Origin of the sequence: Streptomyces bugieae (assembly GCF_036352915.1) — a bacterium.
In the GTDB taxonomy this organism is placed as follows: Bacteria; Actinomycetota; Actinomycetes; order Streptomycetales; family Streptomycetaceae; genus Streptomyces; species Streptomyces endophytica.
The window spans coordinates 45,379-58,449 of the sequence record NZ_JAZBJP010000011.1 but is presented as its reverse complement, the minus strand read 5'-3'; the positions used below and the strand labels follow the sequence as shown (position 1 = coordinate 58,449).

At 72.8% G+C, this 13,071-nt stretch carries 14 protein-coding genes and 1 pseudogene; 7 read left to right on the top strand and 8 right to left on the bottom strand.

Annotated elements, in window-relative coordinates:
- Nucleotides 1-91 precede the first annotated feature (91 nt).
- From V2J85_RS19505 to V2J85_RS19495, 3 genes are all read right to left on the bottom strand, one after another.
- Nucleotides 92-1,087 carry a sugar ABC transporter substrate-binding protein gene (locus V2J85_RS19505; protein WP_261954972.1) on the bottom strand — a complete coding sequence of 332 codons (996 nt, stop codon included), beginning with the start codon at nt 1,085-1,087 and terminating at the stop codon, nt 92-94.
- Nucleotides 1,088-1,256: 169 nt separating this feature from the next.
- Entirely contained in the window at nt 1,257-2,033 is a 777-nt protein-coding gene (locus tag V2J85_RS19500) for a GntR family transcriptional regulator (protein WP_315975438.1), read from the bottom strand.
- Nucleotides 2,034-2,122: 89 nt separating this feature from the next.
- Nucleotides 2,123-2,845 carry an SDR family oxidoreductase gene (locus V2J85_RS19495; protein ID WP_330822321.1) on the bottom strand — a complete coding sequence of 241 codons (723 nt, stop codon included), beginning with the start codon at nt 2,843-2,845 and terminating at the stop codon, nt 2,123-2,125.
- A gap of 61 nt (nt 2,846-2,906) precedes the next feature.
- On the opposite strand from V2J85_RS19495, the gene V2J85_RS19490 reads away from it, so the two are divergent.
- A complete protein-coding gene (locus tag V2J85_RS19490; RefSeq protein WP_261954974.1) occupies nt 2,907-3,809 on the top strand; it encodes a LysR family transcriptional regulator in 903 nt (300 codons plus the stop codon).
- 59 nt (nt 3,810-3,868) lie between these two features.
- Nucleotides 3,869-4,228, top strand: coding sequence for a VOC family protein (locus tag V2J85_RS19485; RefSeq protein ID WP_261954975.1), 360 nt, complete (start codon nt 3,869-3,871; stop codon nt 4,226-4,228).
- Here V2J85_RS19485 and V2J85_RS19480 read toward each other — a convergent pair.
- The 5 genes from V2J85_RS19480 to V2J85_RS19460 form a co-directional block, all read right to left on the bottom strand.
- On the bottom strand, nt 4,215-5,375 hold the full coding sequence (locus V2J85_RS19480; RefSeq protein ID WP_261954976.1) for a GDSL-type esterase/lipase family protein: 1,161 nt from the start codon (nt 5,373-5,375) through the stop codon (nt 4,215-4,217). The two genes, V2J85_RS19485 and V2J85_RS19480, sit on opposite strands and share 14 nt — an antisense overlap.
- 105 nt (nt 5,376-5,480) lie before the next feature.
- Nucleotides 5,481-6,029, bottom strand: a complete 549-nt coding sequence (locus tag V2J85_RS19475) for a PaaI family thioesterase (protein WP_261954977.1) — start codon at nt 6,027-6,029, stop codon at nt 5,481-5,483.
- Entirely contained in the window at nt 6,029-6,859 is an 831-nt protein-coding gene (locus tag V2J85_RS19470) for a transporter substrate-binding domain-containing protein (protein ID WP_330822320.1), read from the bottom strand. Before V2J85_RS19470 ends, V2J85_RS19475 begins: the two co-directional genes overlap by 1 nt.
- Before the next feature lie 239 nt (nt 6,860-7,098).
- Nucleotides 7,099-7,767 (bottom strand): bifunctional 4-hydroxy-2-oxoglutarate aldolase/2-dehydro-3-deoxy-phosphogluconate aldolase, encoded by a 669-nt coding sequence (locus tag V2J85_RS19465; RefSeq protein WP_261954979.1) that lies wholly within the window; start codon nt 7,765-7,767, stop codon nt 7,099-7,101.
- Between the two features lie 341 nt (nt 7,768-8,108).
- The gene (locus V2J85_RS19460; protein WP_261954980.1) at nt 8,109-8,546 is read right to left on the bottom strand and encodes a ribonuclease domain-containing protein; all 438 of its coding nucleotides are present in this window, start codon (nt 8,544-8,546) and stop codon (nt 8,109-8,111) included.
- A gap of 225 nt (nt 8,547-8,771) precedes the next feature.
- On the opposite strand from V2J85_RS19460, the gene V2J85_RS19455 reads away from it, so the two are divergent.
- From V2J85_RS19455 to V2J85_RS19435, 5 genes and pseudogenes are all read left to right on the top strand, one after another.
- Nucleotides 8,772-9,182, top strand: coding sequence for a VOC family protein (locus V2J85_RS19455; RefSeq protein ID WP_261954981.1), 411 nt, complete (start codon nt 8,772-8,774; stop codon nt 9,180-9,182).
- A 107-nt stretch (nt 9,183-9,289) separates the two neighbouring features.
- Nucleotides 9,290-9,916 (top strand): helix-turn-helix domain-containing protein, encoded by a 627-nt coding sequence (locus V2J85_RS19450; RefSeq protein WP_330822319.1) that lies wholly within the window; start codon nt 9,290-9,292, stop codon nt 9,914-9,916.
- 35 nt (nt 9,917-9,951) lie between these two features.
- The gene (locus tag V2J85_RS19445) at nt 9,952-10,125 is read left to right on the top strand and encodes a DUF6126 family protein (RefSeq protein WP_330822318.1); all 174 of its coding nucleotides are present in this window, start codon (nt 9,952-9,954) and stop codon (nt 10,123-10,125) included.
- A 205-nt stretch (nt 10,126-10,330) separates the two neighbouring features.
- Nucleotides 10,331-12,244 (top strand): annotated as a pseudogene (locus tag V2J85_RS19440) (beta-N-acetylglucosaminidase domain-containing protein); the annotation flags it as partial.
- Nucleotides 12,245-12,373: 129 nt separating this feature from the next.
- Nucleotides 12,374-13,054, top strand: coding sequence for a thiaminase II/PqqC family protein (locus V2J85_RS19435; RefSeq protein WP_330822317.1), 681 nt, complete (start codon nt 12,374-12,376; stop codon nt 13,052-13,054).
- The last annotated feature ends 17 nt before the right edge of the window (nt 13,055-13,071 follow it).

Sequence of the window (13,071 nt, the reverse complement as noted above, 5' to 3'; positions counted from 1 at the left end):
TCCGGCGCCGGCCGGCCAGGGCCAACCGGCCAAGTATCCGTTACCGGTGATCTGTCCCGGTTCATGGGGTCGTCCCGTCTTCCCTCTGGTCTCACCTGGTGCCTCGCCCGGTGTACTCGGTCAGCTGGGGTACGTCCTTCTGCGTCACCAGCGCGGGCCCGGTGAGCACCGGCTTCCCGCCGCCGAGGACGTCGGCGTTGGTCTTGTGCAGCCAGAGCAGGTCCACCGCCTCGTAGCCCTGGAGGTAGGGCTGCTGGTCGACGGCGAAGGTGACGTCCTTGGCCTTGAGCAGTTTGACCACGGCGCCGTTCAGGTCGAACGTCGCGATCTGCGCGCTGCTGCCGGCGTCCTGCTTGGCCTTGACCGAGAGCGCCGCGATCGGGGCGCCGAGCGTCACGATGGCGTCGAGCGACTTGTCGGACTGCAGCTTGGCCTCGATCGAGGACTGGGCGGCGGGGGCGTTGGTGCCGTCGACGTTGAGGTTCTCGACGGTCCCGTGGAAGCCCTTGCGGACGCCCGCGCAGCGGTCCTCCAGGGAGACGTTGCCCTGCTCGTGCAGGACGCAGAGGACCTTCTTCACGCCCCGGTGGTTCAGCTCCTCGCCGACCGCGCGGCCGGCCACCGACTCGTCCTGCCCGATGTGGGTGAGCGCCCCGTACGCCCGGGAGAACTCACCGCCGGAGTTGATGGTGATCACCGGGATGCCCGCGGCCTCGGCCTTGCGGACGGCGGCCTTGACGGCCTGCGGTTTGGCGAGGGTGACGATCAGCCCGTCGACCTTCTGGTCGATGTAGGACTGGATCAGCTCGGCCTGCTGGCCGCCCTCCTTGTCGTGGGCGTAGAGGAACTTCACGTGGTCCTTGGCGGCGGCCTGCTGGGCGCCGTTCTGGACGATGTCCCAGAAGGTGTCGCCGTCGCCGGCGTGGCTGACCATCCCGATGGTCATGTGGGTGCCGCCGGCCCCCTCGTCCTTGGCGTCCTGGCCGCCGGTGGCGCTGCACCCGGCGACCAGTGCGACGGTGGTCAGTAAAGCGGCGGCGCTGCGGAGGGTGAGCCGCCGGACGCCGGTCGTACGCACGCTGATCATCGTGGAACCGCCTTTTCTCCACGGCCGCCGGAATGCGGCTGGAGGAGTTGTAACGGGCGGCGCGGAGCCACGTCAATGCTTTGTCAGAACATTCTGACGAAAGCACATGGACGGGCGAACGTACGCCGTGGCCGGCCCCGGCGGGTCCCCCGCGGACCGCCCGCCGCCGTCACGGCCGTACGAGCAGCTGGAACTCGAAGGCGTAGCGCGATGCCCGGTAGACGTGCGAGCCGAACTCCACGGCGCGTCCGGTGTCGTCGAAGGTCGTCCGCTGCATCGTGAGCAGCGGGGCGCCCTCGGGCTCGTCCAGCCGCTGCCCCTCCTCCGCGGTCGCGGCCCGGGCGCCGACGGCCTGGCGGGCGCTGTGCAGGGTGATCCCGGCCGACCGCATCAGGCGGTACAGCCCGGTCTCCTCCAGTTCGGCGGTGTCCAGCCTCAGCAGGCCGGCGGGGAGGTGGTTGCGCAGGTGGGCGACCGGTTCGCCGTGGGTCAGCCGGAGCCGCTCGACCAGCGCGACCTCCGCGCCCTCGGCGATGCCCAGCGCGGCGGCGACCTCGGCGTCGGCCTCGATGGTGGTGTTGAGCAGCACCCGGGTGGCCGGTTTCTGTCCGGCCGCCTCCAGGTCGTCGTAGAGGCTGCTCAGCTCCAGCGGGCGCTTGACCTGGCTGTGCACGACCTGGGTGCCGATGCCGCGGCGGCGCACCAGCAGCCCCTTGTCGACCAGCGACTGGATGGCCTGGCGGACCGTGGGCCGGGACAGCCCGAGCCGGCCGGCCAGCTCGATCTCGTTGCCGAGCAGACTGCCGGGCGCCAGTTTGCCGGTCTCGATCGCCGCCTCCAGCTGCTGTGACAGCTGGAAATACAACGGGACCGGACTGCTCCGGTCCACGCTGAACTGAACGGGGCTCTCGGCGCCCAGGGCCTGTTCCGTATCGCGTTTCCCCACGTTCGCGAGCGTATCCGCCCGCACAGATGACGGGAAGTCCGGAGGTCACATTGTCCGGACATGGGCGGCAACCGTGCGGCCGCGGCGGACTACCAGGGCAGCGGGCGGCCGTCCCGGAAGAAGCCGCCCGTGGGGCCGTCGTCCGGCAGGGTCGCCGCCCGCACGACACCGGCCGCGCCCTCGGCGACCGGCCGGCCGCCCGGCCCGCCCATGTCGGTGGCCACCCAGCCCGGGCAGACCGCGTTGACCAGCACGCCGTCGGCCCGCAGCTCGGCGGCCAGCATCCGGGTGAGCGCGTTGAGCGCCGCCTTGGACGCGGTGTACGCGGGGGTGCCGCCGCCCATGTTGGTCAGTGAGCCGGCCTCGCTGGAGACGTTGACCAGCCGCGGATGGTCCGAGGCGCGCAGCAGCGGGGCGAACGCGATCGCGGTGCGCCACGGCCCGTAGAGGTTGGTCTCGGCCACCTCGCGCACCCGGGCGAGATCGGCGGTGACGGCCCGCTGCCCGGTGTCGTAGCCGATGGCGGCGTTGTTGACCAGCACGTCCAGCCGGCCGAAGCGCTCGGCGACCTCGGCCGCGGCCGCCGCCACCCCGGCGTCGTCGGTGACGTCCATGCGCAGCGGCCGGACGTCCCGGCCCGCCCCGGGAGCGCCGCGCAGTTCCGCGGCCGCCCGCCGCACGGCGTCCGGCGCGCGCCCGGTCAGCAGCACCGTGTACCCGCGCGCCGTCAGCTGCCGGCACACCTCGCGGCCGATACCGCGGGTGGCGCCGGTGACGAGGGCGACGGGTCCGGTGGGAGGGTCGGCGTCCATGGGGCCATCTTCCGTCCCCGATCTCCTGCGCGTCCAAGGCCGTTTCTGATAACCCATGGCTATGGATGCTCATCTGCGGGACCTGCGCTACTTCGTCGTCACGGCCGAGGAGTTGAACTTCACCCGGGCCGCCGAGCGGCTGTTCATCTCCCAGCCGGGGCTGAGCAAGCAGATCCGGCAGCTGGAGGACGGGCTGCGGGTGAAGCTGTTCGTCCGCGACCGGCGCACGGTCACGCTGACCGCGTCCGGTGCCGCGCTGCTGCCCCGGGCGCGGGAGCTGGTCCAGCTCTGGGACGAGGCGCAGCGTGCGGTCAGCGACGCGGCCGCCGCGGAGGCCGCCGTGCTGACCCTGGGCATCTCGACGAGCACCGGCCGCGGGCTGCTCCCCGCGATCCGCACGCGGCTCGCCGAGCGCCGCCCCAACTGGCGCCTCCAGGTGCGCCAGATCGACTGGGCGGACGCCACCGCCGGGCTCGCCGGCGGCGAGACGGACCTGGCGCTGCTGTGGCTGCCGTTCCCCGGGCAGGAGGAGTTCGCCGTGCAGGTCGTGGCCACCGAACCGCGGTGGGTGGCGCTGCCGGCCGGCCACCCTCTCGCCGAGGCCGCCGAGATCCCGTTCGCCGCGCTGCTCGACGAACCGTTCCTGGCGCTGCCGGAATCCGCCGGGGCGCTACGGGACCACTGGCTCGCGGTGGACGAACGGGGCGGCCGGCCGGTACGCATCGGCGGGGTGGTCGCCAACGCGGACGAGACCTTCGAGTCGGTGGCCGAGGGCCTCGGCGTGGTCCTGCTGTCGGCCGGGAACGCCGCGATCTACCGGCGTCCCGGAGTCGTCGCCCGCCCCGTCACCGGCCTGACGCCCGCCCAACTCGCCCTGGTCCGCCGCCCGGACGACCACCGCACCGTGCTGCGCGACGTCCTCGACGCCGTCCGGCACCACCGGTCGCCATCCGTCACCCCCTGACCGAGAACCACACCCGTCCGCACGACCGCATGTCCGCGCGTCCCCTGTGAGGAGTTCCCATGTCCGTACGCCGGGTCGTTCCCGACCTCCGGTCGACCGCCCTGGAGGAGAACCGTGACTTCTACGGGCTGCTCGGCCTGGAGGAGGTCATGAACCAGGGCTGGGTCATGACGCTGGCCGCGCCGGCCAACCCCACCGCCCAGCTCACCTTCCTGACCGCGGACCGGACCGCTCCGGTCACCCCCGACCTCAGCATCGAGGTCGACGACGTGGACGCGGCCTACGCCACCCTGCGGGCCGCGGGCGCCACGATCGTCCGGCCCCTCGCGGACGAGGAGTGGGGCGTACGCCGCTTCTTCGTCCGCGACCCGGACGGACGGGTCGTCAACGTCCTGGGACACACGGTCAGTCGGCCCTGACGGCGAACGGACCCCCGTCCCCGAAGACCCGCTCGGCGAACCGCTCGCCGATACGGCGATGACCGGCCGGGTCCGGGTGGAGCGCGTCGGGCAGCGGCAGTTCGGCGTGGTCCGCCTCGCCGTAGAGCACCCGGCCGTCGAGGTAGTGCAGGTTGGGGTCGTCGGCCGCCCGCGCGGCGGTGATCCGGGCCAGCTCGTCCCGGATGCGGTTCAGCGTGAGGCGCCCGGGGTCCTTGGGGTCGCCGAGGGCCGTGAAGCGCAGCGTCCCGGAGCTGAAGTCCGGTGCGCCGGGCCCGGGGGTGTCCTCGTGGACCGGGCACAGGACGGCCGACACGACCAGCAGCGGCGCGGTCGGGTGCCCCTCACGGATCGTGTCGAGGAAGCCGTGGACCGCCGGCCCGAAGGCGCGCAGCCGCATCAGGTCGTGGCCGACCAGATTGATGCCGATCTTGACGCTGATCAGGTCCGCGGGGGTGTCCCGCATGGCGCGCGCGGTGAACGGGTCCAGCAGGGCGTTGCCGCCGAAGCCGAGGTTGATCAGCTCCACCCCGCCGCGGGCGGCGGCCAGCGCCGGCCAGGTCGCGGTGGGCCCTTCGGCGGAGGAGCCGTGGCTGATCGAGCTGCCGTGGTGCAGCCAGACCCGGCGGCCGTGGTCCGGGGCGGCCTCGACCGGGGCGTCCGTGCGCAGCGCGATCAGCTCGGTGGTCTCCGTCTGCGGCAGCCAGATCTCGATGTCCTTCACACCGGCGGCCAGACCGGTGAACCGGAGGGTGCCGGGCGGGCCGGGGCGGGTGACGATCGCCTGGGTGGCCATGTCGATGGTGCGGACGTTGCCGGCCGCGACACCGGCCCGGGCGGTGAACCGGCCGTCCACGACCAGGTCGTACACGCCGTCCGGCTGGGGCGGGGCGCCCTCGTAGACCGTCTTCGTGGGGAGCGTGTCCAGCTCGACGGCGGTGGCGCGGGTGCGGAACACCAGCCGTACGCCGGAGGGCTGGGACTCGACCATGGCCAGGTAGTCGTCCGGCCACTGCTGACGGGCCCACGCGGGCAGCCGGTGCGGCAGCACGCCGTGCGCGGTGCGCTCCACCTCCAGGGCGCCACGCAGGAAGTGCGGTTCCACGGGAGTGGTGATCCAGTCGGTCACGTGGGCCTGCCTGCGGGGGTAGGGAACGTCCGGGGGACGCCGTCGAACGGAAGGATCATGACCATCAGCCTGCCCGTCGTATGCCCGTTTCGCACCCGCATTTCCTCAGCCGCCGCCGGCCGGACCGTTCCCGGCCGGGTCACCGCCGGCCGGACCGTTGCCTGCCGGACCGTTGCCGGCGGGTCCGTCGAGGGACAGCACCGTGCCCTGAGCCACCGCGCACAGGCGCTCGGTGCCGTCCGCGTCGAGCACCGTCAGATCGCACCGGCACACGGCCTGCCGGCGGCCGGCGTGGACGACCTCGGCGCGGGCGCGGAGCGTACGGCCGCGCGCCGGCCGCAGGTACTGGATGGAGAAGCCGCCGGTGACGATGGCCGGGCCCAGGGCGGTGGCCGCGGCGAACGTGAGGGTGTTGTCGGCGGCGTACGACAGCACCCCGCCGTGCACGAACCCGTACTGCTGGAGCAGTTCCTCGCGGATGTCCAGCTCCAGCGTCGCCCCGCCGTCCCCGAACGCGGTGAGCCGCGCCCGCAGCAGTCTGCTGAACGGCTGCTCGTCCAGGCCCTTTTGAGCCGTCGCGAGATCGAAGGCCGCGGCGGGATCGAAGGCCGCGGCGGGATCGAAGCCGGCGCCGCCCCGCTCGGTTTCCGTCATCACTCCCCCATCCAGGCGTTCTCGTACTTCCGGTAGGTGCCGTCGTGGGTGGCCAGATGTACCCACTGGTTCACATAGGCGGTGAAGTCGTGGTCGCCCCGGGGCAGCGCATAGGCCTTCTCGGAGAAGGTGAAGGGCTTGTCCGGGTGGACCGAGCAGAGTTCGGGGTGGAGCTTGGCCTGATAGCGGGTCTCGCTGGCGTCGGTCATCATCACGTCGGCGCGGCCCGCGATGATCTCGTCGAAGATCGTGGTGTTGTCCGGATGGACCTTCAGGGTCGCGTGCTTGATGTGGGCGCGGGCGAACTCCTCGTTCGTGCCGCCAGGGTTGACGATGACGGTCGTGCCGGGGCGGTCGATCTGCTCCAGCGTGCCGTACTTGTCCTTGTCCGCGCAGCGCACGATCGGGGTCTTGCCGTCCGTGCGGGTGGGCTCGCTGAAGGAGACCGCACGGGCCCGCGCCAGGGTGATCGAGACGCCGCCCATGGCGATGTCGCAGCGCCCGGCCGACAGGTCGCCGACCAGTCCGGCCCAAGTGGTCGGGACGTAACGGGGCTTGGCGTCCAGGCTCCGGGCGAGGTCCCGGGCCATGTCGATGTCCACCCCGCGGTAGGTGCCGGTGCCGGGGTCGCGGTAGCTGAAGGGGCGGTAGTCGCCGGTGGTGCACACCCGCAGCTCCCCGCGCCGCGGAACGGTGTCGAGCGCCGACACCTGCCGTCCGTGGGCGGGAGTGGGCCTTCGTGCCGGGGCGGGGGCGCCGGACGCCGCCGGGGCGGCTGCGGTGACGGCGAGCAGACAGGCGAGGGCGGAGAGGGTGACGGCACGCTTCATCGGGTCTCCTGGGGCTCCTTGGGCCGCGGGCGCGGGGCTGACGCCTCATCGGATGATCGCGCGCTCAGCCTGGCAGAGCCGGTGATCGACGTGAAGCCCCTGCCCGGGGACCGGGACGCCCGGCCGGTCGGCCGGCCGAGCGGGGAGGGTGGGAGCCGGCCACCCGTCAGCGCGTCGGACCGGCGGGGCCCGGCAGCCGTCAGGGCGGGCCGGTGGACCGGCCGCCGGCCGTCAGTCCGTCAGTCGCCGTACAGGCCGTCCTCGTCGTCGCCCGCTGTCCCGTCCTGGGTGGCTTCGGCGAGACGGGCGAGGAGCACGGCGGCGCGCTTGGCGACGGTGTCGCGGTCGCCTTCGGAGAGGGCGGCGCCCATGCCGACGGCGGCCGCCCCGGCGGCGATCCACTCGGGTGCGCTGTCGACCGTCACCCCGCCGGTCGGCAGCAGCGGCGCCTGCGGCAGTGCCGCGCGGACCTCCCGGAGCCAGGACGGGTCGTGCGCCGAGGCGGGGAAGAGCTTGAGGGCGTCCGCGCCGAGCTCCAGGGCGCGGACGATTTCGGTGGGCGTCGAGACACCGGGGAAGACCGGGACGCCATAACGGTGCGCGGTGCGGATGACCTCGGGATCCAGGCTGGGCGAGACCAGGAAGCGGGCGCCGGCGTCGACCGCCATCCGAGCCGACATCGCGTCAAGGACCGTGCCCGCGCCGATGACCGCGTCCTCACCCAGCTCACGCGTCAGCGTCGTGACCGCCTCCAGCGCGAAGGGGGTGGTCAGGGATATCTCCAGGGTCGTGATGCCGGCCGACAGCAGGGTGTCGGCGGTGGCGCTCGCCTCGTCGTAGGTCTTGCTGCGAACGATGGCGAATACGCGCTGCGCCAGTGCGGCCCGGGTGATCTCCCAGCGATACACGGCAGTTCGCCGTCCTTCCTTGTCTGCGACACACCATGCCGGACCGCCCGGCCATGGCGGATACGGCACTTTCCCGGGCGCGCCGCAGCAGCTGACCCCACATGGTCCCTTGTCCGCCGATGCCCGCCCGCTCCTCGTTTCCACCGAAACGCTACCGGGAACCACCGACAATCCTCTCTCGGGGGGTGCGCCCCGCGCGCCCCTTCTGCCAAGAAATGCGAGAAGAGCGAGGTCAGAGGGGGCGCACGGCAAAGCGGCGGCCGGGGTGCGCAAGGCACCCCGACCGCCGCGGCGGATGGTTTCGGGTCGTTCGTGCGACCCGTGCGCCGGCTGAGCCGGTCTCAGCAGTTGCGGTCGACCAGGTCGAACGTGGAGTAGTGGTCGGCGGTGTAGTAGTCCTCGTCCTTCTTCTCACCGGCCACGATGCGCCGGGCACCGCGGTCGGGCGAGCCCGGGGTGATGACCGTGTACTCGTGGTAGTAGCCGGTGCTCTGCTTCGGCAGGATGCCTTCGCGGTTGTCGAAGACCGTCCCGTCCTTCGGGTACGGGAAAGGGCCGCCCTTGGCGATCAGGTCGAGGGTGTCATGGGCCTGCGAGGGCAGCTTGGAGTAGCAGACGCTGCCGACGTCCTTGACGTGCACGGCCGTTGCGTACGCCGTCGTGGCGTGCGGGGCGGCCGTGGCGGAGGGGGTGGCGGCGACCGCGGTCCCGCCGAGGAGAAGAGCCGATGCGAGGGCGCCCGCGGCGCCGATCCTGGTAATCCGTGGGGGGATTCTCATGCCTCCCAGAATGACGCGCGTAGACATGGCCCTGTCAATCCCAAGAGGCCGATGTTTCCCGGGAGTTCACACGGTCGCCCCAACTGGAGGCCCGAAAAATCCCGATGTCCCCTTCGGTCCCCACCAGGCATGATGAGCGCGCGGACGATCACCGAGGGGTGAACGGACCGGCGGTGCCACGGACGGTCCGTCAGCACCGCGCGGCGACGAGAGGGAGGGTTTTCCATGCGGGTCAAGGACTTCGACCACCTGGTGCTCAAGGTGCGGGACATCGAGCGGGCACTGGACTTCTACTGCGGTCCGCTCGGACTGGAGCCGGTGCGGGTCGAGGAGTGGCGGGCCGGCGAGGCCCCGTTCCCGTCGGTGCGGATCAACCCCGTCACGATCATCGACCTGATCACCCGCCCCGAGGACGAGCCGGGCGCGGCACCGGCCACCAACGTGGACCACATCTGTCTCGTCGTGGATCCGCTGGACTGGCAGGAGGTCATCGACTCCGGCGTCTTCACCACCGTCCTGGAGGGCCCGGTCGGCCGCTACGGCGCGCGCGGCGACGCCCAGTCGATCTACGTACAGGACCCGGACGGCAACACCGTCGAGCTGCGGTGGTACCCGGAGGACGCCGACCGGTCCTGACCGGGGCACCGGTCCGGCCTCGGGACATCGCACGGGGATGCCTCAGGGGCTTTTGCCTCTGAGGCAAAACTTTTGCCTGCCAGGCCGCATCTCGCTATACCGGTGCTATGTCCGAGCTCCCCGACGAGCCTCCCGGCGTCCCGCCGGCCGAGCTCCCCACCGTCGCGCCGCGCCTGCGCGACCTGCGGCGACGCAGTGGTCTCACGCTGGAGACGGCGGCCCGGCTGGTCGGGCTGTCGCCCGCGCACCTGTCCCGCCTGGAGACCGGCCGGCGGCAGCCCTCACTGCCGATGCTGCTGGCGCTCGCGCGGACGTACGGAACCACGGTATCCGACCTGCTGGGCGAGACCGCCCCGGAGCGGGACCCGATCATCCGGGCGGACCGCGCCGAGCCCTCGGAGGCCGGCGGCTGGGCGTACTGGACCGTGGGCGGCGCCGGCCGCGCCCTGCAGGCGCTCCGGGTGCACGTGCCGCAACGCGCGCAGGGCGAGCTGGTGCGGGTGCATCCCGGCGAGGAGTGGCTCTACGTCCTCAAGGGACGGCTGCGGCTGACGCTCGGTGCGGCGGCGCACGTGCTGGCCCCGGGGGACGCGGCGCACTTCGACTCGCTCACCCCGCACCGGATCGCCGCCGACTCCCGGGGCGGCACGGAGCTCCTGTTCGTCCACACGCTGCTGCAGAGCGGCGCCGCCGAGCTGTGTCTGGGCGACGACGCGAGGTACCGCGGGGTGTGAGCCCGCGCGCCGCCCGAACGAAAGGACCGTACGCCGTGCCCGACCGGACCCCGACCGATCTCCCCTCCGGCCCCTCCGCCGCCCCCGCCCGCTACGTCGAGAACAAGCCACCCCGCGGACTGTATGTGCGGGTCTTCATCTACGTCGTCGCCACGCACGTCCTGCTGGCCTTCATGAGCCTGCTCGTCATCATCGCCAAGTCACGCTGACCGCCGACCGCGCGGACCCGGCCCGTGGCTCCGGCCCCCGGGCCGCCACGCCCGGCAACGTCCATCCCTTCGGTCCGAAAGTCCATTGCCCCGGTGTGCCCCGCGGGTGAAGCCTGCTGCCGCGCAGTCCTGGCACCAGACTCGTCCCCGGACCACGTTTCCGTACCTCGTCCCTGCACCTGGTCGCACCGAGGAGGACCGAAGGATGCACCGTACGCGCACCGCGGCGGCCACCACGCTGGCCATGGCGCTGGCCGTCCTGCCCCTCACGGGCATGGCCGGACCGCCGGGCACCGGCCGGAGTGCGGACCGGGAGAGCACCGGCGACCGGACCGCGGCCGCCGGCGCCATCACCCCCGTCCCGCAGTCCGCGCACCGCCTGCCCGGCCGGGCGGTCATCACCCCCACCACCACCGTCGTCGCCGGGCCGAAGGCCGACACCGCCGCGCTGGAACTGGTCGAGCGGTCGCTCCAGGCCGCCGGCGCCGACCGCGTCGTACGGGCCGGCCGGGCGCCCGGAGGCGGGCAGTTGACGGTCTACGTGGACGGGCCGGACGCCGTCCGGACGCTCCGCGACCTGGGCACGCAAGGCACCGACGGGCTGCCCGCCGAGGGCTACGCACTCGCCGTCGGCGCCGGCCGGATCGCGCTGGCGGGCAAGGACGCCACCGGCACCTACTACGCCGCGCAGTCACTCCGACAGCTGCTGCCGCACCGCGACCACCCCGGCGGGCAGGTGCCGGGCACCGCCGTACGGGACTGGCCGGCCACCCCGCTGCGCGGCGTCATCGAGGGCTTCTACGGCACGCCCTGGTCGCACCGCGCCCGGCTCGACCAGCTCGACTTCTACGGCGCGCACAAGATGAACACCTACGTCTACTCGCCGAAGGACGACGCCTACCTCCGGGAGAAGTGGCGCGATCCCTACCCCGCGGACCGGCTCGCCCAGCTCCTTGAGCTGGTGGACCGGGCCCGGGCCCGCCATGTGGACTTCACCTACGCCCTCTCCCCCGGCCTCTCGGTCTGCTACAGCTCGGACGCCGACCTCAAGGCGCTGACCGCCAAGTTCCAGACACTGTGGGACATCGGCGTACGCGACTTCGCGGTACCGCTGGACGACATCAGCTACACGCACTGGAACTGCCCGGCCGACCAGGAGAAGTTCGGCACCGGCGGCGGGGCGGCCGGCGCGGCGCAGGCCCATCTGCTCAACCGCGTCAACCAGGACTTCATCGCCCGGCATCCGGGTGCCCGCCCGCTGGAGATGGTGCCGACCGAGTACTACGACGTGAAGCCCACGCCGTACAAGAAGGCGCTCGCCACCCAGCTGGACAAGGACGTGGTGGTGGAGTGGACGGGCGTCGGGGTGATAGCGCCCACCATGACCGTCACCCAGGCCGAGCAGGCCCGGGAGGTCTTCGGCCACCCGATCCTGACCTGGGACAACTACCCGGTCAACGACTACGTGACCAGCCGGCTGCTGCTCGGCCCGTTCAACGGCCGGGAGAAGGGGCTGCCCGGGAAGCTGGCGGGGATCACCGCCAACCCGATGATCCAGCCCGCGGCGTCCAAGATCGCGCTGTACACCGTGGCGGACTACGCCTGGAACGACCAGGCCTATGACGCCCGTACGTCCTGGGGCGCCGCGCTCAACGAGCTGGCCGGCCCCGACGCGGGGACCCGACGGGCCCTGCGGGCTTTCGCCGACGCGAGCTACGCCTCCTCGCTCAATCCCCGGCAGGCGCCCGAACTGGCCGCCGCCCTCGACCGGTTCCGCGAGGACGGGAACGCCGGGCGACTGGACGCGGTGCTGCGCACCCTCCGCGACGCGCCCTCGGTGCTGCGCGCCCGGCTGGCCGACCGCGGCTTCGTCGACGACAGCGGCCCCTGGCTGGACGCGACCCACGCCTGGGGCATCGCGGGACGCAGCGCCCTGGCACTGATCGAGGCGACGAAGGCCGGCGACGAGACCCGGGCGAAGGAACTGCGGGAGCGCATTCCGGAGCAGGTCAAGACCGCCAAGTCCTTCGTGTACGTGGACCTGAAGGGGAAGCGGGTTCCGGTGGTGGTGGCGGACAAGGTCCTGGACGCCTTCGTCGACGAGGCACTCGCCGGGCACGCCGGCTGACGCAGGAACGCGGGACGCGGCGGGCCGGCTCCGGCGCGCCGCGTCCGGGCGCATTGGCCCGGTCCACCGCGTCCCCCGCCCTAACCTGGGGCCCCGGCCCACCCCGGAGGAGACCGCCCCATGCCCCGACCACCCGCCCCCGGCGCCCCTCGCCCGGCCGCAACCGCCGTGCTCGACGACGCGGTACGGGCACTCGCCCCGGACGACGGCGCGAACCGGCTGGTCGCACGGATCGAGGCGGGAGAGGCGCCGCGTTCGGTGTTCGCGACCTTCGCCCTGGAGCAGCACCAGGTGATCACCGCCGACCGCCTCAGCTTCCGGCATCTGGCACGGCGGGCGGACGCGGATCCGCCGGTGGCCGACTTCTTCGAGCTGCTGGCGCAGGGCGAGACACTGGCCCTGCGCCAGCTGGCCGGCCTGACCGACGCGTGCGGGCTGACCGCCCGGGACATCGACGACTACCAGCCGCGGCCCGGCTGCCAGGCCTATCCGTCCTACGCCGCACGGCTCGCCCTCGGCGCGGAGCCGGCGGACGTGGTGATCGCGCTGACCGCCAACTTCGCGGCCTGGACCCGCTGGTGCGCCGTCGTCGAGACCGCGATGCGGGACCACTACGGCTTCGCCGAGGAGGCCCGCGGCTTCTTCGGCTTCTTCGCCACACCGGCCCCCACGATCGCCGAACAGGCCCGCGCGGCAGTCCAACACGCCCTCGACACCGGCCAGACGGAGCCGGCCGTAGCGGTGCGCTACGGCCGGCTGTTGCAGGCGTACGAGCTGATGTTCTGGCGTTCCGTCGCGTAACGCGTTTGCGGGTGCCT